Consider the following 20,618-nt stretch of genomic DNA (forward strand, 5'->3'; position numbering starts at 1 on the left):
CTGCATGGGCAACGTAGAAAGGCTCGGTAACGCAATGGCGCGTTCGCGCATACAACGGAGAGGTGCCCTGGCGGGGGCCCTCATGTTCGCCCCGTATCTCGTCCTGCTCATCGCCTTCGGCATCGTCCCGGTGGTGATGGCGTTCTTCACCGCACTCAAGCCATCGCTCGCCAACCCGGCCGGCGGCTTCCTGAACTACCTCCTCGTGATCCAGGACTTCCGGTTCCTGCCGGCGCTGACGAACGTCGCCACGTTCCTGGTGATCTACGTTCCGCTCATGGTCTTCGCCGTCGCCGCGATGTCGCTGCTGCTCGACGCGATCCGCTCGAAGTGGACAGTCTCGCTGCGCGCCGCGTACATCGTGCCCGCCTCGATCTCCGGCGCGGTCGCGATCCTCGTCTGGTACTTCATGCTCGAGCCGACCTACAGCCCCTACTCCGACCTGCTGGCCGCGCTCGGGATCACCTCGGGCAGCCAGATCTGGAACACCGGCAACCTGGTCTGGATCTTCGTGCTGATGGCGTTCTTCACCGGTGCGGGCAACTGGATCATCGTGCAGTACGGGTCGCTGCAGTCGATCCCGGACGAGATCCTCGAGGCCGCGCGCATCGACGGGGCGAACGCCTTCCAGATCGGCGTGCAGATCAAGCTGCCGCTCATCCGGCGCTACCTCATCTACATGGCGATCCTGACCTTCGCGGCCGGACTCCAGATCTTCGTCGAGCCGTACCTGATCTCTTCCACGGTCTATCCCGGACTCGCCGACAACTGGTCGCTCAACCAGCTGAGCTACTCCTTCGCCTTCCAATCCGCGAACCTCGGGGCATCCGCCGCGCTGTCGCTCATGCTGCTGGTCGTGTGCATCATCGCGGCGCTCGTCGCGATCTTCCGCACCGACTTCTTCGACGAAGGCCGAACCGCGACCAAGAGACCGAACCGAGCTGAACGGCGTGCCGCCGTGCAGGTGGGGAGCGCGATATGACCATCACCCGCACCATCGTCACGCCCAAGACCGGCGGCGACCCCGTGGCCAGGCGACGCTCGCCGGCGGTGAACGTCCGTGGACTGCCTGGGCGGATCATCACGTGGCTCCTGCTCATCGCGTTCGCCGTGTTCAGCGTGGTTCCGATGATCTGGCTGATCCTCGCTCCCTCCAAGAGCGCCGACCAGCTGACCTCGATGTCGCCGTTCGCGTTCGGATCCTTCGAGCAGTACGCCATCGCCTGGAACAACCTCATGCTGTTCCAGGACGGCCGACTCTTGACCTGGGTCTGGAACTCGGTCTGGTACACCGCGCTGATCGTCCTGTTCTCGTGCGCGACGGCGATCCTCGCGGGCTACGCCCTGGCCGCCACCCCGATCCCATTCCGCCGGTCCCTGCTGATCACGACCCTCGTCGCGATGATCGTGCCGCCGGTCGCGCTCGTGCTGCCGCTGTTCATCGAGGTCAACGCGCTCCGGATCTACAACACGCCGTGGGCGATCATCCTGACGAGCTCGTTCTATCCGTTCGGCGTCTTCCTCGCGTACATCTACTTCTCGACCTCGATTCCCAAGGAGCTGTACGAGGCCGCGCGCATCGATGGATCGGGGGAGTTCGGCACCTTCTGGCGCGTGGCGCTCCCGCTGTCGAAGGGGCTGCTCGGCATGCTCGCGTTCTTCAGCTTCACGGCGACGTGGGTGAACTACTTCCTCCCCTATGTCATGGTGAACTCCGGCGAGCTGCTGACACTTCCGGTGGGGCTCGGGGTGCTGTTCAGCGCGACGCCGGCGCTGAACCCCGGCATCGGCGCCAGCATCCTGCCCATCCGTCAACCCGAGATCGCGCTCGCCGGTTTGATCGTCGCGATCCCGATCCTGATCGTCTTCATCGCGTCATCGAGGCTGCTGGTGCGCGGTGTGCTCGCCGGGTCGGTGAAGAGTTAACGATCCGGCCGGAGTCGTCGCGGTCGACCTGGGCAAGACCACCTGCCGGGTGCGCATCGTCGCCGGCGGCTCGCAGAGCGAGCTGTCCGGCCCGGGCGCGCCCGGCTTCGGCTCCCACCTCGGCAGTGAGCGCGCGTTCGAGGCCATCACGAAGGTGCTGGCGGATGCCGATCCCGGCCGGCTCGCCGGGGTGGGCGTGCTGGGAATCGGGGCGGCAGGTGCCGACGGCGACGACGCCGGCATCCGGCGCCTGGCCGCGCTCGTGCGCGAGCGATGGGGCTGGGATGCCGCGATCACGAGCGATGTGGTCACCGCGCACATCGGCGCGTTCGCCGGCGGAGCCGGCACGATCCTCGTCGCGGGCACCGGAGCGGTGGCGGGCCGCGTGGACCCGGACGGCTCCTGGACCCGCTCCGACGGGTGGGGCCCCTGGCTCGGCGATGAGGGCAGCGGCCGCTGGCTCGGGCAGACGGGGCTCATCGCCGCAGTGCGCAGCGCCGACGGTCGTGGCCCGAGCACCCTGCTCGAGGACGACGCGCGCGGTATCGCGTCCGACCTGGTGAATCTTCCTCGCGCGGTGGCGTCGGGCACGGATGTCGCCCGTTCGCTGGCGGGCTTCGCGCCCGTCGTCCTTACCCGCGCCTTCGAGGGCGACCGAGTGGCCGGGCGAATCGTCGACCGGGCCGTGCGCCGCCTCGCGCGCACTGCCGCGTCCGTGGCGCCGGCCGGCGGCGCGGTGAGCGTCGTCGGCGGGCTGGCGCAGCATCCGTCCTTCCTCGCCCTGCTCGTCGCTCGCCTCACCGCGCTGGGGCTCGCGCCTCGGCGGCCGGCCGGGTCGGCGCTCGACGGCGCGGTGCTGCTCGCCCAGCGGCTCGATCTTCTCCACGAAAGGAACGTCCTCCGTGACTCCACCAGCTGACTTTGACGACCACGCCCTCGCGAGCGAGCTCGCCGGCCTGACCACGGAATCGGGACGCCCCGAGCTGATCGACCTGGACACGCTGCCCACCGACCAGATCGCGGCCCTCATGAACGGGCTGGACCACGATGTCCCTGCTGCGGTGGCTGCGGCGCTCCCGGAGATCTCGGCCGCGATCGACGCGATAGCCGACCGCATGCGCGCGGGCGGCCGACTCGTCTACGTGGGGGCGGGTACGCCGGGACGGCTCGGGATCGTCGACGCGAGCGAGTGCGCACCGACGTTCAACACGGCGCCGGGGCTGGTGGTCGCGATCACCGCAGGCGGCGACGCGGCGATCCGGGACGAGATCGATGGGGCGGAGGATGACGCGGCCGCCGGTGCGGTCGATCTCGCCGAGCTCGGCCTGACGAGTGCCGACTCCGTGGTCGGCATCTCCGCCTCCGGGCGGACGCCGTATGTGGTGGGCGCGCTCGAATTCGCACGTGCGGAGGGTGCGCTCACCGTCGCGCTGGCGTGCAACCCCGGCTCGCGGATCGGCCAGGTCGCCGACCATGCGATCGAGACCGTCATCGGCCCGGAGTTCATCGCCGGCTCGACTCGGCTGCGGTCGGGGACGGCGCAGAAGCTCGTGCTGAACATGATTTCAACGATCGTCATGGTGCGGCTGGGCAAGACCTACGGCAACCTCATGGTCGACGTGCAGGCATCGAACGAGAAGCTGCGCGATCGCGCCCGGCGCGTGGTCGAGCAGGTCACCGGGGCCACGCCTGAGCGCGCGGCCGGGACGCTGGAAGACGCGGGCGGGTCGGCGAAGACCGCGATCCTGATGCTCGAGGCCGGCCGGTCGGCGGAGGAGGCCGCGGCCCTCCTCGCCGAGGCCACGAGCCTGCGAGAAGCGCTCCGGCGGGCGCGCGGCTGACACCGCGGCCTCAACCGGCGGGGTGCGCCTCCAGCTCGACCCACCAGGTCAGCGGCACGCCGGGCTCGAGCACGGGTGCACGCTGGAGCCGCACCGCCAGCTCCAGCGAGTCGTAGTACGCGGTCGCCGGCTCCAGTGCGATCACGGGCACTGCACTGTAGGCCCCGGCGTCGAACCAGATTCCGAGGTACGGGCACTCCGGCGACCAGCGGATGTCGAGGGTCGACCCGTCCGGGCGCACCAGGCGGGCCCGCTCCACTCGGGTCTCCGGCGCGACATAGACCTTGCGGCATCCGCCCTCCGGCACGGTGTCGATGCTCGCGAGGGCCGGCGTCCACGGCTGGCGGGGCGTTGCGGCGTCCATCACATCCACGACCTCCTCGACGGACGAAGGCAGCTCGACGCGCGTTTCCGGCGGCGCCGCGAACTGCGGATGCGCGGCCCAGAGGAACGGGAGGGCGGACTCGAGCGCCTCGGCCGAGTAGTCGAGCCGCAGCCCGGTCGCCGTGGCGGAGATGCGCCGTTCGAACCGGTAGGGCACGGAGGGACCCGTAGCGCTCACGCGGTCGCCCTCCGCCTCGAACTCGATGTCCCACAGGTCGCCGTGATCGGGGAGGGCGCGCCCGTCCACGACGCACGCGTTGATCGTGGGGGCGCATTCGTCCCAGCCCCGCATCTCGGCCTCGACGAAGGGCAGCCCCGGCCCGGTCGAGGCATCCGCTGCCCCCTGCGAGAGCCACTCCGTGCCCGCCACGTCGATCAGTGAGGTGATCTTCGCCCCGCGCCGCGGATCGATGGTCGCCGCGAGACCGGCGCCGGCGACCCGCATCAGGAGGTTCCGGCGGCCCGCGCCGCGGCGATGGCGTCCAGCAGGGCGCGGACGGTGACGCCGGGGTTCTCGGCACGGGTGAGGGTCGAGCCCACCCCGACGGCCAGGGCGCCGGCGCGGATCCACTCCGGTGCGCTGGTCAGCGACACGCCCCCGGTCGGCACCACCTGCAGCCACGGGAGCGCGGTGCGCACCTCGCGCAGGACGTCCGGCCGCCACAGGCTGGCCGGGAAGAGCTTGACCGCCGGCGCACCGGCGGCTGCGGCATCCACCGCCTCGGTCGGTGTCGCGACTCCGGGCAGGACGAGCATCCCGAGGGCGGCGGCCTCCGCGACGACGCCCCGGTCGAACGCCGGCGAGACGATGAAGCGGGCTCCGGCATCCGCCGACGCCTTGGCCTGCGCCACAGTCAGCACCGTGCCGACGCCGATGACGGCATCCTGCGGCGCATGCGCTGCCGCGTCGCGGACGACGTCGAGCGCCCCGGGGGTGACGAGCGACACCTCGACCGCGCGCAGCCCGGCGTCCAGGAGCGTCGCGACAGCGGTCGCGGCCTCCTCGGGAGTCGCCGATCGCACGATCGCGACGACGCCCTGAGCGCCGATGATCTGCAGTGCGTTCATCGCACGCCCTCCGTGGTCGGGATGTCGCCGCGGGTGCGGACGACGGTGGCGGCGCGGCGCGAGCCGCGAGCGAGCGCGGCATCGGGGGACTGACCGTCGAGGATCGAGGCGATCAGCCCCGCGGTGAAGGCGTCGCCCGCTCCGATGGTGTCCACGACCTCAGCCGGACCGACCAGAGAGACCGTTTGGTAGGCGTTTCCGAGGTTGTCGACGGCGGTCGCGCCGGCCGCACCGAGCTTGGTGACGACGAGCCGGCACCCGGCATCCAGCAGGGCCGCCACCGCATCGGCAGTGTCGGTACCCGCCAGCACGGCGAGCTCCTCCGGGTCGCCGACGGCGATGTCGATGCGGCCGCGCAGCGGAGCGAGGGCCGTTGCGAAGGCGGCGCGATCTGCCAGCGCGGGGCGAAGGTTGGGGTCGACCACGACGAGCGCCCCGGTCGCGCGGGCACGTGCGACGGTGTGCTCCACGGCGGCGGCCGCGGACGCCGATCGCACCATGGTGATGCCGGTCGCGAAGACGGCGGCGATGTCGTCCGACCAGGCGGCGTCGACGTCGCCCGCGGTCAGTCCCTCGATGGCCGCGCCCCGGCGCAGGTGCACCGCCTCGCCGCGATCCGCTCCCCCGACGGTGCGCACGAGCACCCCGGTCGGCCGGGTCTCGTCGCGCGTCATGCGGGCATCGACGCCCCAGTCCGTCAGCTGCCGGACGATGCCGCGACCGAGCGCGTCATCACCCACCCGGCCGGCGAGCCGCGCGCGGTGACCCTCCTGGACCAGTCCGACGGCGACGTTGACCTCGGCCCCCGACACGATGCGGTCGAACTCGACCGAGGAATCGAGAGGACCGTCGTCCCTGGCCAGGAACACCGCGAGGGCCTCGCCCAGCGTCAGGACGAGCCGGCTCATCTCGCCACCGTCGTGGTCAGGCCGCCGTCGACCGGCAGCGCGACGCCGGTCACGTACGAGGCGCCCGCGCTTGCGAGGAACACGATGACGGATGCCACCTCCTCCGCGCGCCCCAAGCGCCCGAGCGTGGTCTTCCGCCGCGCCGCCTCATGCCCTTCGGCGTCGACGCCGTCCCAGACGCGCGTCTCGATCGACCCGGGCAGCACCGCGTTGACCCGCACGTGCGGGGCGTACTCGAGCGAAAGCTGGCGGGTCAGGGCGACGACGCCGCCCTTCGCTGCGGCATAGGCGGGATGCCCCGGCCACGCCAGCAGCGCGTGGACGCTCGCGACGTTGACGACGGCTCCGCGGGCCTCGGTGAGGGTGTCGTGGAAGGTGCGGATCGAGCGGTACACGCTCCCCAGCGTGACGTCGAGGATCCCGGCCCACGCAGCCTCCTCGAGCAGATGGGCGGGCGCGACGGTGTTGCGGAACGCGTTGTTCACGATCACAGCCGGCGGCCGGCCTTGCGCCCGGAGCGCTGTCGACAGCGCCTCCCACTCCGCGTCGGAGGAGACGTCGAGGCGATGCGCCGTCGCCGTCAACCCGGCGGCGCGGAGCGCGTCGACGGTCTGTGCCGCCGCGTCGGCATCGACATCCGTCACGACGACGTCGTCTCCGCCCCGCGCGAAGGCCTCCGCCGTCGCGGCGCCGATCCCGTGGCCCGCGCCGGTGATGAGGACGACTCGACTCACGCGTGAACCCCTTCGGACAGGAGGGCCAGCAGGGCCGGACCCTGCCCCCACGGTACGACGTATCCGCGCGGCACCGCCGCATAGTGCGCAGGCACCGTGCTGGCGTAGACCGCCGCGGACACTCCGCGCAGCTGTGCGTCGGCATCCAGCGACTGCACCACCGCGGTGCGGGCCGCATGCGCGGCAGGCGCCAGGCGCGACGCATCGCCGATCCCCGCGTGCACGGCCTCGGACATCGCCCAGGCCATGAACGCGGCCGTGGAGTTCTCGTCGCCGGTGCCGGGGCGATCGACGACGACCTCCCAGTGACCGTCCGGCCGCTGCAGCTGCGTCATCCGCGTCAAGAGCCGATCGACGGATGCCGCGAGCTCGCCGCGCCGCGCAGCGAAACGCTCATCGCCCAGCCGGTCGAGCTCTGCGATCACCTCGAGCAGGCCGAGAGCCGCCCAGCCCTGGCCGCGGCCCCAGCCCGGCCCGAAGGTCTCGGGCTCGCCGCGGAGTGCGAAATGGTCGAACAGACCATCCGCGCGCTGCAGCAGCTCGACGTACCCGAGGGCCTGGGCGACAGCATCCTGAATCAGCTCGTCGTTCGCCGTGACGCGTCCGAGGGCGGCGAAGAAGGGCGGATCGAAGTGCAGGCAGTCGACGAACACCCCGGACGGCGGATCGGCGAGCAGGCTCCGATCGCGCTCGGTCATCGGCGGGTCGCCGTACGGGGCGAGAAGGGGCGACGCCTCCCAGGTCTCGTAGACCCCGGCGAAGGTCGGCCGCTTCCGCAGGAACGCGGCCAGGTCGGTGAGGGCGGCCAGGAGGATCCGGTCATCCAGGCGCTCGGCGAGGAGGGTGAGAGCACGCCCTGGGACGGTGCAGTCCAGCCGCGCGAATGGACGTGACCGAGTCGCCCACGCCCTGCCCCAGCCGTGCGCGAAACGCTCCCAGCGGTCGAGGCGGAGTCTCTCGCTGGCGCAGAGCAGCGCCTCGAAGGCGACCGAGTCGCCGAAGTCCCAGGTGCGGAACGGGAGGCGCAGCAGGGCGTCGGCGACCTTCTCGGCGAGGGCGGGAGTGTCCTCGTGCGCGACGGCCGCCCCCGATCGTGGGGAGTTCCGCAGTGCCTCATCGGCATGCTCGTCGGCGACGTAGTCGACGCCCCAGGCGACACCGGTCATCGCAGCGTCCAGACGGCGGCACCGTCCCGGGCGCCGATCGCCGTGACCCGGCCTTGCGCGACGAGCCGCTCGAGGTGGCCGGCGACCGGGAAGGCCAGAGCGCCTTCGGTGCCTTCAGCCGGCCAGGCGCCGGCGCTCGGGTTGAGGCGGGCCAGCAGCTCGGCGAGCGTCAGCCCGGCCGGTTCCGCCGCGAGCTCGGCGACGACGAGGCCGTCGAGGCGCTCCACGAACGCGGCGCTCTGTGCGAGGAACGCTCGTGCGTCGTCGCCCTGCAGCTGGGGGTAGTGCGCGGTGAGCAGCAGGTCGTGATCCCAGGCGGAGAGGCGCGCGATCGTCGCGAGGTACTCGTCGACATAGCGGTACGTCGGGGGAAACGCGGGCGTGCCGTCGGCGAGGTTGACCGAGGCGCCGAGCACCGCGTCGGCGACGAGCACGGCATCCGCCCAGGGCGCTTCGACGGCAAGATGACCGTGGGAGTGGCCGGGCACTGCGCGGATGACCGCGGTTCGCCCGCCCCCGAGTTCGACGACGTCGCCGTCGACGGCGGCGCCGTCCAGACGGCCCTCGCGGGTGACCGAGCGACACCACGCCAGCACGTCGGGATCCTCGTCCCAGCCGTACACCTCGACGAAGCCTCGGGCGCGCTCGGCGACGTAGCGCTCGTAGTCCTCGATCAGCGGCACATCGCCGGCCCCGGCGACGATCCGGGCGTTCCGGAACGCGGCTCGGGCGTCGGCCACGCCGCCGAAGTGGTCGACATCCGCGTGCGACACCACGACGGTCGAGACGGCATCGGGGCTGACGCCGAGCTGCGCAAGCGCAGGCAGCGCGTGGGCAGGGATCGTGCCGTCCACCCCCGTGTCGAACAGCAGGGCGGCGTCGTCGCCGATGAGCAGGTACAGGCTCGCGAAGCGGTCGCCGAGCGGCGTGTCGATGCGATGGACCCCTGGTGCGACCTCGACAGCCGGTGCGGCACCCATGCTCAGCGCCCCTTGAAGACGGGTGCGCGCTTCTCGGCGAACGCCGCCTGGCCCTCCGCGGCATCCTCGGTCATCATGAGGTACGCGAAGGAGTCGTTCTCGACCATGAGGGCGGTGTCGAGCGGCAGGCTCTGGGCGAGGCGGACCATGTGCTTGGTGCGCTGGGTGGCGATCGGTCCTCGTTCGGAGATCGTGACGGCGAGCTGCTCGGCGGTTTCGAGGAGCTGCTCGTGAGGGACCAGCTGCTGCACGAGGCCGATCCGATGCGCCTCTTCGGCGTCGATCCGGTCGCCGGTGAGGAGTATCCGCGAGGCGTGGCCCGGGCCGATGAGGTGGGTGAGGAGCTGGGTCTGTCCTGAGCCGCCGTGCCAGCCCCAGCGGATCTCGCCGGCGCCGAAGGATGCGTCCGGGCTCGCGATGCGGATGTCGCAGGCGCTGGCCATCTCGAGTCCCCCGCCGATGCAGTAGCCCTGCACGGCGGCGACCGCCGGCTTGCGGATGAGCCACACCGCGCGCGCATAGTCGGTCCGGTTGTCGAACCTGTTGCGGTAGCTCCAGTTGTCGCCGTACTCACCGAGGTCGGTGATGTCGCTGCCGGCGCTGAAGGCCCGGTCGCCCGCGCCGTAGAGCAGGACAGAGCKGATTTCGGGATCGTTGTTGATCTCGAAGACCAGGTCGTTCATGGTGTGGTCCATGGCGACGGTCATGGCGTTGAGTTTCGCCGGGCGATCGAGGATGAGGTGGCCGACGTGGCCGTGGCGCTCGAGGCGCACGGCGCCGTCCGTGTGTCCGCTCATGGTGATGCTCCAGAGTTTCAGGGGTTGAGGGGGGATCAGGCCGGCAGGCCGACGGCGCGCTGGCCGCTGCGACGCTGCTGGATGACGATGGCGACGACGAGGAGGGCGCCCTTGGCGACGTTCTGCCAGAACGGATTGACCCCGAGAACCGTGAGGCCGTTGGACAGCACGCCGAGGAGGATGACGGCGAGCACCGTGCCGGTGATCGTGCCCTTGCCGCCGGTCAGCGCTGCGCCACCGAGCGCAGCGGCCGTGATGGCCTCGAGCTCGAGACCCTCGCTGCCGGAGACGGGCTGGCCGCTGCCGGTGCGTGCGGTCAGCAGCACGCCGGCGAGACCGGCGACCGTGCCCACGATGAGGTAGACGCCGATGATGTACCGGTTGAGGTTCATGCCGGACAGGCGCGCCGCGGTCGGGTTGCCGCCGATGGCGTAGATGTTCCGGCCGATGTCGGTGTACTTCAGCACCAGACCGGTGACGAGCGCGACGCCCGCGAAGATCCAGATCAGCACCGGGATGCCGATGAACGTGCCGCGGGCGAGGGCGGTGAAGACCGAGTCGTTGCCCGTGTAGCCCTGGGATCGCCCGCCGGAGAGGATCTGCGCGAGCCCCTTGTACGCGGCAAGGGTCGCGAGCGTCGCGATGACGGCGTTGACGCGACCGTAGATGATGATGACGCCGTTGAGCAGACCGCACGCGAGCCCGGCCACGAGGGCGGCGATGATGCCGGCACCGGACGACCCCGTCGCGGTGAAGACCATCGCGGTGACGACAGAGGTGAGGCCCGCCACGCTGCCGACCGAGATGTCGAGCGCGCCCAGCAGGATCACCAGCGTCTGCACGATGGCGAGGATGCCGAAGACCGTGATCGAGGTGCCGATCGCGATCAGGTTCTGCACCCGGAAGAAGTTCGGGTCCTGGCTGCCGATGATCGCGACGAGAACGATCAGCGCGATGATCAGGCTGAGATTCTGCACCCCGATCCAGGCGATGAACCGGCGCCAGGCGCTCGGACGCTTGGGGGTGGCGGGCGCCGGTTCTTCGACGCGCGCGGGCTGGGTGGTGGTGGACACGCGGGGCTCCTTCGCTGCGGTCATGCTGTGTGAAGTGGTTCGGACTGGGGCAGTGCGAGGGCGAGGACGGCTTCCTCGGTGGCCTTCGCGTGGTCGAGTTCGCCGACGAGGCGACCTCCCTGCATGACGAGGATGCGATCGGCGAGGCCGATCACCTCCGGAAGCTCCGAGGAGATGACGAGGACCGCAACGCCGGACTGTGCGAGCTCGTCGATGAGGGCGTAGATCTCCGCCTTGGCGCCGACGTCGACGCCGCGGGTCGGCTCATCGAGGATCAGCACCTTCGGGCGGCGGGCGAGCCACCGCGCGAGGACGACCTTCTGCTGGTTGCCGCCGGACAGGGTGCGCACCTCGGTCTCGATGCTCGGAGTGCGCACCCGCATGCGCTCGACGAGCGCGTTCACGATCTTGCGCTCCTCGCTGCGTCGCACGACTCGCAGCCGTGAGATGCGACGGAGGATGGCGAGACTCACGTTGTCGCGGACGGTCCGCTGCATCAGCAGGGCCTGGGCCTTGCGCTCTTCGGGGGCGAGGCCGATCCCGGCGCGGATCGCGTCGGCGGGGCTGCGCAGCACCACCGGCTGACCGTCCACCGAGACCGTGCCGGCGCGGTGGGGCAGGTCTCCGATGATCGTGCGAGCGAGTTCAGAGCGTCCGGCGCCGATGAGCCCGGCGATCGCGACGACCTCGCCGGCGCGCACGGTGAGCGAGGCGTCGTGGACGTGGTCGTTCTCGAGACCCTCGACGCGCAGCATCACCGGTCCGCCCGGCACGCGGTTGCGCGCGAAGAGGCTGCCGAGGTCGCGCCCGACCATCAGTCGCACGAGTTCGGACTCGTCGGTCTCGGCGAGTGTGCGCACCCCGGCGAGCGCGCCGTCGCGGAGCACCGCCACGCGATCGGCGATCTCGAAGATCTCGTGCATGCGGTGCGAGACGTAGACGATCGCGACGCCGTCGGCGCGGAGGCGCCGGATGAGCCGGAACACCGCTGCCACCTCGTTCTCGGTGAGCGAGGAGGTCGGCTCGTCGAAGGCGATGACCTTCGGCCGGGCGACGAGCCCGCGCATGATCTCCACGACCTGCCGCTGGGCAGGGGAGAGCGTGGAGCCGAGGGCTGCGGCATCCAGGACTTCGTCGAAGCCGAACTCGACGAGCGCCGCGCGCGCGGCCTTGATCACGGCCGACGCGGAGTAGAGGCGGCCGCGGTGCGGCAGGCTGCCGACGAAGATGTTCTCGGCGACCGACACGTGGGTGAGGATCTCGGGCTCCTGTGCGATGACACGCATGCCGCGGCGGCGGGCGTCGGTCGCCGAATGGAATTCGACCGCCTCGCCGTTGAGCTCGATCGTGCCGTCATCCGGGGCGTAATCGCCGCTGAGGATCTTCAGGAACGTGGACTTGCCTGCGCCGTTCTCACCCAGCAGGGCGAGCACTTCGCCGGCGCGGACCTCCACATCGATGCCGCGCAGCGCGCGGACGCCGGTGAAGGACTTCGTGAGTCCGGTGACCGTGACCGTCGTGGTCATGTGACGACTCCTCGTCGAATCGTGTCGGGGATGTGGGGCTTTCGGGCGAGATGTGGGGCGGGCCGCGACCGGCCCGCCCCACATCAGAGATGGATCAGGTGCAGACGACGCCTTCGGCTTCCCAGTTGTCGGGTCCGACGATCTTCGTGTCCGCGATCGTGTTCGCCGGCAGCTCCTTGCCATCCTTCACGTTGTCGACGAGCACCTGGACGGCGGCCTTGCCGACATCGACGCCGCTGATGAACAGCGCGGCCTTGTTGCCGGACTCGATGCCCGCCTTCCAGTCCTTGCACGTCAGGTATGCGCCGAGGCCCACGCCGAGGATGTGGTCGGGGGTGTAGCCGGCGTTCTGCAGTGCGGTGACGGCACCGGTCTCGGACTCGTCGTTGCAGCCCCAGACCACCCAGTTCGTCACACCGGGGTTGGCCGTGACGACAGCAGCAGTCTTGTCCTGGGCGTCGATCGTGCTGGCGTCGGTGCCGACCTTGACCACGTCGAGCGTCACACCGGTGTCCTTGGTGAAGACATCGAGGGCACCCTCGTTGCGGTCTTCACAGGTCTGGAGGTCTTCCTTCGAGACGCGGATGATCTTGGTGTCCGCGTCGGTCCAGGTGGTCTCCCCGAAGAGGCGGGCGGCTTCGCCGCCGACCTTCTCGCCCATCGCCGTGCCGTTGAAGCCGACGAACGGGGCGGGGTTGCCGTCGGCGTCCGAGATGGCGTCGTCGGTCGCGACGAGCGGGATTCCGGCCTTCTTGGCGGCGTCGATGACCTGCGGACCGATCTTCTGGTCGGGGACGACGATCGCGACGGCGTCGTAGCCCTGCGCGATGACGGTGTCGAGCTGGCTGATGGCCTCGTTCGCGTCGTCGCCGACGTTGATCGCGGTGACCTCGGCGCCCAGCTCCTTCGCCATGTCGGCTGCACCTTGCGCCTGGTCGATGAAGTACTGCTGGTCGCCCTGCTTCTGGATGTAGGCGATGCGGATCACGCCGTCATCTGAGCCGCTGTCGGCGGACGACGTGTCGTCGACCGACCCGCAGCCGGCGAGCGCGACGCTCAGGCCGAGAATGGTGGTGGCCGCGAGGATCGACGTCCTCCGCGCGACCTTGTGCTGTGACTTCATGGTGCTCCTTTGCGACATGGGATCTGGCAGGCGGATCTTCGCTCCGCCGAGCCATTCATACTATAAACATATAATATGGCTCATATCAACCCCGCACGCCATCGCGTGGTTGCTCGACGAATTCAGCGTCGAGCTGGCAGTCGCTCACCATTCCGCGAATGACCCGTCGTCGTGACGCCAGCGCGGAGAGCGCCACGAATGACCGCGACGGTCGGCCGCGCGCACCGCGGCCTCGTCGACGTCGACCCCGAGGCCGGGAGCGGCGCTGCGGCGGAAGTGCCCGTCGACGATGTCGAAGGGCGCGGGGTCGACGACGTAGTCGAGGAGGTCGGCGCCCTCGTTGTAGTGGATCCCCATGCTGTGCTCCTGGATGAGCATGTTCGGACTGGCGAAGCCGACCTGCAGGCTCGAGGCGAGCGCCAGGGGACCGAGGGGGCAGTGCGGAGCCAGGTGCGCGTCGAAGGTCTCGGCGAGGGCGGCGATCCGTCGCATCTCGGACACGCCGCCCGCGTGGGAGACGTCGGGCTGCACGATGGCGATGCCCTGCTGCAGCACCGGCAGGAACTCCTGTCGCGAGTAGAGGCGCTCGCCGGTGGCGATCGGCACCGTCGTGGCGTCGACGACGCGGTGCAGATGAGCGGATGCCTCGGGCACCACGGGCTCCTCCACGAAGAGCGGGTGCGAGGGCTCGAGCAGCGGAAGCACCCGGCGGCTGGCGGCGAGCGAGAGCCGGCCGTGGAAGTCGAGGGCGAAATCGCGCTCCTGGCCGAGGATGGTGCGCGCCGCCTCGGCCCGCGCCACGATCGCGGCGGTGTCCGCGGCGGATCCCAGCGGTGGCGTCTTCCCGGAGGCGTTGAGCTTGACCGCGGTCAAGCCCTGCCCGATCCTGGCGAGGATCCCGTCCTCGAGCTCCGCGGGGTCGTCGCCGCCGACCCACGCGTACGCGCGCACCCGATCGCGGACGTGCCCGCCGAGGAGCTCGTGCACCGGGACGCCGAGGCGCTTGCCGGCGATGTCCCAGAGTGCCTGGTCGATGCCGGCCACCGCGCTGCCGAACACCGGCCCGCCGCGATAGAAGCCGCCCTTGGTCATCGTGAGCCACAGATCCTCGATCCGGCGCTCGTCGGCGCCGATCAGGAATTCGGCGAAGGACTCCACCGCGGAGCGCACGACTTCGGCGTGCCCTTCCAGCAGCGGCTCGCCCCAGCCCACGATCCCGTCCGCCGTCTCGATCCGTACGAACTGCCATCGAGGCGGAAGGAGAAACGTCTCGATCCGCGCAATCGTCATCGACTTGCCTTTCGTCCGTTCGTAGTCTAATAGTATTATCGTACTTATCAAAGGAGATGCACGTGGTCGATGAGAACACCGCTGGGGCGCTGGATGGGATCCGGGTCCTTGACGCTACGCAGATGCTCGCCGGACCCCTCGCCGCCACGCGGCTCGGCGACCTCGGCGCGGATGTCATCAAGATCGAGTCCCCGAAGGGCGGTGAGTTCAACCGCACCCACGGGTTCGACGACATCCGCGTGCACGGCGAGATGACGACGTTCATGGCGGTCAATCGCAACAAGCGGTCGCTCGCCGTCGACCTGAAGGACCCCGCGTCCCGCGAGGTCATCGAGGACCTCGTCCGCAGCGCCGACGTCTTCATCCAGAACTTCCGCCACGGCACCGCTGAGCGGCTCGGCGTCGGGTACGAGCAGCTGCGCGAAATCAACCCGCGCCTGGTCTACTGCTCGATCTCCGGCTACGGCTCGACCGGACCGTACCGGGATCGGCCGGGGCAGGACCTCGTCGTGCAGGGCTACTCCGGATCGATGTTCTCGGTGGGCAGCGCCGGGGACGCCCCGGAACCCGGAGCCCTCTGGGCGGCCGACGTCATGACCGGCTACCAGGCGGCGATCGGGATCCTCGCGGCGCTCACCGCCCGCGACCGGATCGGCCAAGGGCAGAAGGTGGAGGTCGACATGTTCTCCATCGTGCTCGATGCCCAGCTGCAGGAGGTGGTGACCTACCTCAACACCGGCCGCCAGCCCGAGCGATCGGTCGAAGCATCCGCTCATGCGTTCATTCCGGCGCCGTACGGCGTCTACCGGACGAGCGACGGGTGGCTCACCCTGGCGATGGCGCCGCTGTCCTCCCTGGGCGAGGTGCTCGACGACGACTGGCTGCGATCACTGACGGATTACAACGACGGACACACCTATCGCGACGAGGTCTACGCGCATATCCGCCCGGCGTTCGAAGGCGAGACCACCGCACACTGGCTCGCACGCTGCGATGCGGTGAACGTCTGGGCCGGCCCCGTCTACGACTACGAGGATGTCGCGAACGATCCGCACGTGCTCGCGACGGGCATGATCGTCGAGCAGCCCTATGGGAGCGACGGCGCGAGCGTGCGAACGGTGCGGCCGCCGCTGACGCTCTCCGAGACGCCGCCGGCCATCCGTCGCGGAGCGCCCCAGCTCGGCGCGGACACCGCCCAGATCCTCGCCGACCTGGGCTGGACCGACGAGCGCGTCGCCGCGGCAGCCGCGAGCGGTGCGATCGGTGTGTCGGATGCCTCGTCCGCAGTGGGCGCGCAGGCGCAGGACGGGACGGCCGTCGGCGCGGAGCCGGACGCACTCGCGCGGGCCTGACTAGGCTCGGCGTCGTGAGCACCTTCAAAGGGCGCGGCCTGCACGGCCAGGTCGTCAACGAGCTTGGCACGCGCATCATGCGCGGCGAGCTGCCCCCGGGCACGCTCCTCGACCCGGACGGCCTCGCTCACGAGATGGAGGTCAGCCGCACGGTGATGCGCGAAGCGCTCAAGGTGCTGACGGCCAAGGGCTTCATCGACGCGCGCCCCCGGGTCGGCACGTCCATCACCGACCGCTCGCATTGGCAGCTCCTCGACGCCGAGGTCATGTCGTGGCGCGCCGCCGGCCGGCCCGACCCCCGGCTCGTCCTCGAGCTCGACGAAGTGCGGCTCGTCATCGAGCCCGCCGCGGCGCGCATGGCCGCCCTCCGGCACACGAAGGAGCAGGCCGAGCGCCTCCGGGTGGCGATCGACGAACTCGAGCGCTCCTACAAGAGCGACGACCCCGGTCGGCCCGACCATGCGATCGCCGACGTCGATTTCCACCGTGCCGTGCTCGCGGCATCCGGCAATGAGCTGCTGGAACGGTTCGAGGTTGTGCTCGCCCCCGCGCTCCAGGCCCGCGACAAGCTCACGCACGGGCACATGACGAGCCTGGACTTCCTCGATGACCATCGCGCCGTGTACGACGCGATCATCGCGCGCGATCCCGGTCTCGCCGAGCAGCGCATGCTGGCGCTCATGCGGCTCTCGGCCGTGGACTCCGCGGTCGCGCTCGGCATGCGCGACGAGTAGCCGCGCGCCGGCGTCTCAGACTGCTGGCCGACGGATGCCGCGGCCGCGTCGGTCGCGATTCCGGCGCTGAGCGGGCCCTGTGCCGAGACCACCCACCTCGCGCCAGACCACTTAGTTCTGCGCGCCGAAGTCGGTGGACTGGCGCAGAGTCGGTGGATTCGAGGAGGCGGCCCGGCTGCCGCCGATGTGGTGCAGCCGGCTCAGGTGCCGGACAGTCGCGCCACCAGCGGAGTGAGTCGGGCAGTGAGCTCGCCGGGGACCGTGAGGTAGGACACGCCGGTCACATCCCGCAGGTGCTCGAGCGCTTCGGCGTCGCGCTCGACGTCGCCGGAGAGCATGGCGGCCGCGCCCGCGTCCCGCAGACCGTCCGGCGTGAGGCCCTGCCGATGCCGCAGCCAGTCCGGGATGTCGTCACCGATGCCGGTGATCTGCAGGGCGAGCTCGAGATCGCCCGCGATGCCGTGCGCGCGGTCCGCGAGCTCGGTGATGGCCGCGAGATCGGCGTCGGGTCCGATCGGGAGCGCAAGCGTATCGGCCAGACGGCCGGCGATCCGCAGCATCCGATCTCCACTTCCGGCGAGCACGATCCCGGGGACCGGGTCGACGCCGGTGCGCACCGCGATGAGCGCCGCTTCGACCTGGCTCACCCGCTCGCCGGCCGTACCCCACTCGAGGCCGAGGGCCTCCGCATCGCGCTCGCCGCCGGGTCGCCCTGCCCCGATGCCGAGTTCGAACCGGCCGCCGGAGAGCTCCTGCAGCGTCTTCACCTCGCGGACCACCTCGGCGGGCCGCCGGAGCGGAGACGCGATGACCCAGGTACCGAGTCTGAGCGTCGTCGTGCCTGCCGCGACGGCGGCGAGGGCGAGGAACGGCGACGGCGTCCAGAGTGTGTCGGGGGTCACGAGCGTGGCGTAGCCGTCGCCTTCGAGGCGTCGGGCGGCCTCGGTCCATACCGCCGCGGGGCCGCGCAGAGCCTCGACGGCGCCGAAGCGGAAGGGGCGTCGTGTGATCGTCATCCGTCCATCGTCCTCACCCGGCGGCACCAGCGCATCCCCCCGGCGGAGGCATCCGCGCTACCCCCGCAGGCGTAGCGCGAACGGGCTGCGATGTAGGTGGGTCCGCGTACCGTTCCGTGCATGGCAGAGCGGGTGCAGGCGTGGTGGGCGCGTCGCCAGTTCTCCCGCGGCATGCAGATTCCGTACCCCGTCGGCACCTACCGGGAGGCGTGGGCGCCCTATCCGATGCTCATCCGGCAGTACCACCCCGAGCTCAACGCGGGGATCACGCTGACCCAGATCCCGCCAGCCGCCGATGTGCTGCTGCTGTGGCAATGCGAGGCCGGTCACCTGTTCGCGGCGACGCCGAGCGAGCAGCGGGACCGGCCAGGACGCGAACGCCGCCGCTCGGCCTGGTGCCCGGAGTGCTCGTCGCTCGCCAATCCGCCGCGGATCCGGCCCGCCGCCCTCCAGGCTGTGGTGGTTGAAGCCCCGGCGGAGCCGTCGCGGGCGCTGCTCGGCGTGGTGCGGGCATCGAACGAGCCTTGCCCTGAGCGAGACGAGCGGCCGCTCCGCGTCGCAGCCGAGAGTCCGCCGCTCGCCGCGGGGCCGCCTCGAGCATCGCCCCGATCGCGCACGCCGAAGTCCGTCCGAAAGCTCTGTCCGAAGACGCCGGCGCTGCCCGTCGGCGAGCCGTTCGCGAGCAGCTGCGCCCCGAAGCCCGCGTCCGCGGTCGAGGCGCGGCTGCGCGCCGACCTCTTCGCCCGCCTCGCTGTGACCCCGCGGTTCAACGCCGTGCGGGTCGGCCGGCCCTTCTTCGAGCATGTCGAGGTGTGGCCCGACATCCTGCTGCCCGAACTGCGGATCGCCGTCGAGTACGACAGCACGGGACGCTTCGGGCTCGAGCACGTCGGCCCGCGGGAGGACGCCGACCGGCGCAAGGACCGGCTGCTGCGGCAGGCGGGCTGGGAGGTCGTGCGGATCCGCACCGGCAAGCTCGAGAAGCTCGGCCCGCACGACCTGCAGCTCCCCTCCCTCGGCAGGAAAGGCCTCGACCGACTGCTCGACGCGTTCCGCGACATCCGCGGCAGCCTCTTCGTCGACGCCTACCTGCGGTGAGGGAAGCGCCGCCGGAGCGACCTAGACTCGCCGAGGCGGCACCACCGCTGCCGTCCACGCTGGGAGAGCCCATGTATGACGTCCCCGATCAGACAGGTCGGCGCTTCGTCGTCACCGGCGCCAACTCCGGGCTGGGCCTCGAGGCGACCAAGCGCCTCGCCGGCGCCGGTGCCTCCGTCGTCATGGCGGTGCGCGACACCGGCAAGGGTGAGACGGCGCGCCGCGACATCCTGGGCGTGCATCCGGATGCCGAGCTCGAGGTGCGCGCGCTGGACCTCGCCGATCTGACGAGCGTGCGCGCCTTCGCCGACTCGGTCCTGACCGACGGGCGCCTGGACGTGCTCGTGAACAACGCGGGCGTGATGGCTCCGCCGAAGCGGCTGACGACGGCCGACGGGTTCGAGCTGCAGTTCGGCACGAACTACCTCGGGCCGTTCGCGCTCACCGTGCGCCTGCTGCCGCTGCTGAATCAGAGTGCGGCGCCGCGGGTCGTGACTATGAGCAGCCTCGTCGCGAACTTCGGTCGGATCCACTTCGACGACCCCCAGCTCGTGAAGGGGTACAGCCCGTGGAAGGCCTATGGGCAGTCCAAACTCGCCGACCTGCTCCTCGGCCTGCAGCTCGCGGCGGTCGCGAACGACCGGGGATGGGAGCTCGTGAGCACGATCGCGCACCCCGGCTACACGCACACCAACCTGCAGACGGCCGGCCGCAACCTCGGCCGCGAGACGCCGCTCCCACCCAGCAGCCGCACGATCATGCCGTCCCAGCTGCCGGACCAGGGCGCCGAGCCGCTGCTGTTCGCCGCCGCGGACCCTGCCGCCGAGCAGGGCGCCTATTACGGCCCGAGCAAGATGGGCGGCGCTGTCGGACCGTCCGTCCGCGTCGGCCTGCCGCGCAGCGCGCGCAAACCTGGCCTCGCCGAGAAGCTCTGGCCGCTCGCCGAGTCGCTCACCGGGGAGCGACTTCCCGCCTGACGACCGCGCGGTCAGCGGCGAGCCGCCCGGTGAGGGTGAAGCCCTCGTCGAGGAACGTCGACAGCACCCCGGTGTAGCGGTTTCGGGTGGCCCCAGGCACATCGGCGTCGATCGGATAGGCCTCGATCGGCATGCCCGCAGCGCGAGCGTGGTCGGCTCCCGCCCGGATGAGCGTCTGCATCACACCCTCCCCGCGCGCGCTGCGCGCGATGAAGAAGCACGGCAGCGCCCAGGCGTCATCGCCCTCGAACTCGAACGTCGAGAAGCGGGACGTGAGCCAGGACAGCTCGGAGCGCGGGGTGAGGCGTGCCCAGCCGACCGGGAGGCCGTCGCGGTAGGCGAGCAGCCCGGCGTCTCCGGCACGAGCCTGAGCCTCGAGGTCACGACGGTTCTCGGCGCGGTCGCGGCGGTGGTACTCGGCGCCGATCAGCCAGTACTGGCACCAGCATCCGTTGTCGGCGCCCGCGCGCCCGAACAGGGCGGCGAGGTCGGCCCAGCGATCGGCGTCGACGGCCTCGACCGTGAACTCGGACACGCGCACCTCCGATCGGACGCCGACGACCGGCATCCCGTCTCACGTCACGCTAGGCACGGTCGCCGACGTCCGCAACGGCCACGCTGAGCC

21 protein-coding genes are annotated in these 20,618 nt (G+C 70.9%); 8 read left to right on the forward strand and 13 right to left on the reverse strand.

Going from position 1 to position 20,618, the window contains the following annotated elements; all coding sequences use genetic code 11:
- Positions 1 to 82: 82 nt before the first annotated feature.
- The 4 genes from ACXJ3V_RS11000 to murQ are packed head-to-tail and all read left to right on the forward strand — an operon-like array spanning position 83 to position 3,767.
- The gene (locus tag ACXJ3V_RS11000) at positions 83 to 982 is read left to right on the forward strand and encodes a carbohydrate ABC transporter permease (RefSeq protein ID WP_457100346.1); all 900 of its coding nucleotides are present in this window, start codon (positions 83 to 85) and stop codon (positions 980 to 982) included.
- Positions 979 to 1,926: a carbohydrate ABC transporter permease gene (locus ACXJ3V_RS11005; RefSeq protein ID WP_457100347.1), complete on the forward strand. Its 948-nt coding sequence runs from the start codon at positions 979 to 981 to the stop codon at positions 1,924 to 1,926. Before ACXJ3V_RS11000 ends, ACXJ3V_RS11005 begins: the two co-directional genes overlap by 4 nt.
- 28 nt (positions 1,927 to 1,954) lie before the next feature.
- Entirely contained in the window at positions 1,955 to 2,845 is an 891-nt protein-coding gene (locus ACXJ3V_RS11010; RefSeq protein ID WP_457100464.1) for an N-acetylglucosamine kinase, read from the forward strand.
- Entirely contained in the window at positions 2,829 to 3,767 is a 939-nt protein-coding gene (murQ, locus tag ACXJ3V_RS11015; protein ID WP_457100348.1) for an N-acetylmuramic acid 6-phosphate etherase, read from the forward strand. Before ACXJ3V_RS11010 ends, murQ begins: the two co-directional genes overlap by 17 nt.
- Before the next feature lie 10 nt (positions 3,768 to 3,777).
- On the opposite strand, the gene ACXJ3V_RS11020 is transcribed toward murQ, so the two are convergent.
- The 11 genes from ACXJ3V_RS11020 to dgoD form a co-directional block, all read right to left on the reverse strand.
- On the reverse strand, positions 3,778 to 4,596 hold the full coding sequence (locus ACXJ3V_RS11020) for a hypothetical protein (protein WP_457100349.1): 819 nt from the start codon (positions 4,594 to 4,596) through the stop codon (positions 3,778 to 3,780).
- Positions 4,596 to 5,219, reverse strand: a complete 624-nt coding sequence (locus ACXJ3V_RS11025) for a bifunctional 4-hydroxy-2-oxoglutarate aldolase/2-dehydro-3-deoxy-phosphogluconate aldolase (protein ID WP_457100350.1) — start codon at positions 5,217 to 5,219, stop codon at positions 4,596 to 4,598. The genes ACXJ3V_RS11020 and ACXJ3V_RS11025 overlap by 1 nt, the downstream gene beginning before the upstream one ends.
- The gene (locus ACXJ3V_RS11030) at positions 5,216 to 6,127 is read right to left on the reverse strand and encodes a sugar kinase (protein ID WP_457100351.1); all 912 of its coding nucleotides are present in this window, start codon (positions 6,125 to 6,127) and stop codon (positions 5,216 to 5,218) included. The genes ACXJ3V_RS11025 and ACXJ3V_RS11030 overlap by 4 nt, the downstream gene beginning before the upstream one ends.
- A complete protein-coding gene (locus ACXJ3V_RS11035) occupies positions 6,124 to 6,861 on the reverse strand; it encodes an SDR family NAD(P)-dependent oxidoreductase (RefSeq protein ID WP_457100352.1) in 738 nt (245 codons plus the stop codon). The genes ACXJ3V_RS11030 and ACXJ3V_RS11035 overlap by 4 nt, the downstream gene beginning before the upstream one ends.
- The gene (locus ACXJ3V_RS11040; RefSeq protein WP_457100353.1) at positions 6,858 to 8,027 is read right to left on the reverse strand and encodes a glycoside hydrolase family 88 protein; all 1,170 of its coding nucleotides are present in this window, start codon (positions 8,025 to 8,027) and stop codon (positions 6,858 to 6,860) included. Before ACXJ3V_RS11040 ends, ACXJ3V_RS11035 begins: the two co-directional genes overlap by 4 nt.
- On the reverse strand, positions 8,024 to 9,007 hold the full coding sequence (locus tag ACXJ3V_RS11045) for an MBL fold metallo-hydrolase (protein WP_457100354.1): 984 nt from the start codon (positions 9,005 to 9,007) through the stop codon (positions 8,024 to 8,026). Before ACXJ3V_RS11045 ends, ACXJ3V_RS11040 begins: the two co-directional genes overlap by 4 nt.
- Before the next feature lie 2 nt (positions 9,008 to 9,009).
- Positions 9,010 to 9,804 (reverse strand): enoyl-CoA hydratase/isomerase family protein, encoded by a 795-nt coding sequence (locus ACXJ3V_RS11050; protein WP_457100355.1) that lies wholly within the window; start codon positions 9,802 to 9,804, stop codon positions 9,010 to 9,012.
- A 35-nt stretch (positions 9,805 to 9,839) separates the two neighbouring features.
- The gene (locus ACXJ3V_RS11055; protein ID WP_457100356.1) at positions 9,840 to 10,877 is read right to left on the reverse strand and encodes an ABC transporter permease; all 1,038 of its coding nucleotides are present in this window, start codon (positions 10,875 to 10,877) and stop codon (positions 9,840 to 9,842) included.
- Between the two features lie 20 nt (positions 10,878 to 10,897).
- Entirely contained in the window at positions 10,898 to 12,403 is a 1,506-nt protein-coding gene (locus ACXJ3V_RS11060) for a sugar ABC transporter ATP-binding protein (RefSeq protein WP_457100357.1), read from the reverse strand.
- A gap of 94 nt (positions 12,404 to 12,497) precedes the next feature.
- Positions 12,498 to 13,526 carry a substrate-binding domain-containing protein gene (locus ACXJ3V_RS11065; RefSeq protein ID WP_457100358.1) on the reverse strand — a complete coding sequence of 343 codons (1,029 nt, stop codon included), beginning with the start codon at positions 13,524 to 13,526 and terminating at the stop codon, positions 12,498 to 12,500.
- Positions 13,527 to 13,670: 144 nt separating this feature from the next.
- On the reverse strand, positions 13,671 to 14,816 hold the full coding sequence (gene dgoD, locus ACXJ3V_RS11070) for a galactonate dehydratase (protein WP_457100359.1): 1,146 nt from the start codon (positions 14,814 to 14,816) through the stop codon (positions 13,671 to 13,673).
- A gap of 62 nt (positions 14,817 to 14,878) precedes the next feature.
- Here dgoD and ACXJ3V_RS11075 point away from each other — a divergent pair, with 62 nt between their 5' ends.
- Both ACXJ3V_RS11075 and ACXJ3V_RS11080 read left to right on the forward strand, forming a co-directional pair.
- Positions 14,879 to 16,168: a CaiB/BaiF CoA transferase family protein gene (locus tag ACXJ3V_RS11075; RefSeq protein ID WP_457100360.1), complete on the forward strand. Its 1,290-nt coding sequence runs from the start codon at positions 14,879 to 14,881 to the stop codon at positions 16,166 to 16,168.
- Between the two features lie 14 nt (positions 16,169 to 16,182).
- Positions 16,183 to 16,902, forward strand: coding sequence for a FadR/GntR family transcriptional regulator (locus ACXJ3V_RS11080; protein WP_457100361.1), 720 nt, complete (start codon positions 16,183 to 16,185; stop codon positions 16,900 to 16,902).
- Between the two features lie 200 nt (positions 16,903 to 17,102).
- Here ACXJ3V_RS11080 and ACXJ3V_RS11085 read toward each other — a convergent pair whose 3' ends face one another.
- Positions 17,103 to 17,918 carry an LLM class flavin-dependent oxidoreductase gene (locus tag ACXJ3V_RS11085; RefSeq protein WP_457100362.1) on the reverse strand — a complete coding sequence of 272 codons (816 nt, stop codon included), beginning with the start codon at positions 17,916 to 17,918 and terminating at the stop codon, positions 17,103 to 17,105.
- A 120-nt stretch (positions 17,919 to 18,038) separates the two neighbouring features.
- On the opposite strand from ACXJ3V_RS11085, the gene ACXJ3V_RS11090 reads away from it, so the two are divergent.
- Positions 18,039 to 19,016: a zinc-ribbon domain-containing protein gene (locus tag ACXJ3V_RS11090; RefSeq protein WP_457100363.1), complete on the forward strand. Its 978-nt coding sequence runs from the start codon at positions 18,039 to 18,041 to the stop codon at positions 19,014 to 19,016.
- A gap of 71 nt (positions 19,017 to 19,087) precedes the next feature.
- Positions 19,088 to 19,993 carry an SDR family oxidoreductase gene (locus ACXJ3V_RS11095; RefSeq protein ID WP_457100364.1) on the forward strand — a complete coding sequence of 302 codons (906 nt, stop codon included), beginning with the start codon at positions 19,088 to 19,090 and terminating at the stop codon, positions 19,991 to 19,993.
- Here ACXJ3V_RS11095 and ACXJ3V_RS11100 read toward each other — a convergent pair.
- Positions 19,968 to 20,528: a GNAT family N-acetyltransferase gene (locus ACXJ3V_RS11100; RefSeq protein ID WP_457100365.1), complete on the reverse strand. Its 561-nt coding sequence runs from the start codon at positions 20,526 to 20,528 to the stop codon at positions 19,968 to 19,970. The two genes, ACXJ3V_RS11095 and ACXJ3V_RS11100, sit on opposite strands and share 26 nt — an antisense overlap.
- Between the last annotated feature and the right edge of the window lie 90 nt (positions 20,529 to 20,618).

The sequence above is a fragment of the Microbacterium sp. P5_E9 genome (genome assembly GCF_054049175.1).

Coding starts and splice junctions, on each gene's coding strand:
- ACXJ3V_RS11030 (WP_457100351.1), bottom strand. CDS start 6,127: ATGAGCCGGCTCGTCCTGACGCTGGGCGAGGCCCTCGCGGTGTTCCTG.
- ACXJ3V_RS11020 (WP_457100349.1), bottom strand. CDS start 4,596: ATGCGGGTCGCCGGCGCCGGTCTCGCGGCGACCATCGATCCGCGGCGC.
- ACXJ3V_RS11065 (WP_457100358.1), bottom strand. CDS start 13,526: ATGAAGTCACAGCACAAGGTCGCGCGGAGGACGTCGATCCTCGCGGCC.
- ACXJ3V_RS11085 (WP_457100362.1), bottom strand. CDS start 17,918: ATGACGATCACACGACGCCCCTTCCGCTTCGGCGCCGTCGAGGCTCTG.
- dgoD (WP_457100359.1), bottom strand. CDS start 14,816: ATGACGATTGCGCGGATCGAGACGTTTCTCCTTCCGCCTCGATGGCAG.
- ACXJ3V_RS11095 (WP_457100364.1), top strand. CDS start 19,088: ATGTATGACGTCCCCGATCAGACAGGTCGGCGCTTCGTCGTCACCGGC.
- ACXJ3V_RS11090 (WP_457100363.1), top strand. CDS start 18,039: ATGGCAGAGCGGGTGCAGGCGTGGTGGGCGCGTCGCCAGTTCTCCCGC.
- ACXJ3V_RS11040 (WP_457100353.1), bottom strand. CDS start 8,027: ATGACCGGTGTCGCCTGGGGCGTCGACTACGTCGCCGACGAGCATGCC.
- ACXJ3V_RS11060 (WP_457100357.1), bottom strand. CDS start 12,403: ATGACCACGACGGTCACGGTCACCGGACTCACGAAGTCCTTCACCGGC.
- ACXJ3V_RS11045 (WP_457100354.1), bottom strand. CDS start 9,007: ATGGGTGCCGCACCGGCTGTCGAGGTCGCACCAGGGGTCCATCGCATC.
- ACXJ3V_RS11000 (WP_457100346.1), top strand. CDS start 83: ATGTTCGCCCCGTATCTCGTCCTGCTCATCGCCTTCGGCATCGTCCCG.
- ACXJ3V_RS11025 (WP_457100350.1), bottom strand. CDS start 5,219: ATGAACGCACTGCAGATCATCGGCGCTCAGGGCGTCGTCGCGATCGTG.
- ACXJ3V_RS11005 (WP_457100347.1), top strand. CDS start 979: ATGACCATCACCCGCACCATCGTCACGCCCAAGACCGGCGGCGACCCC.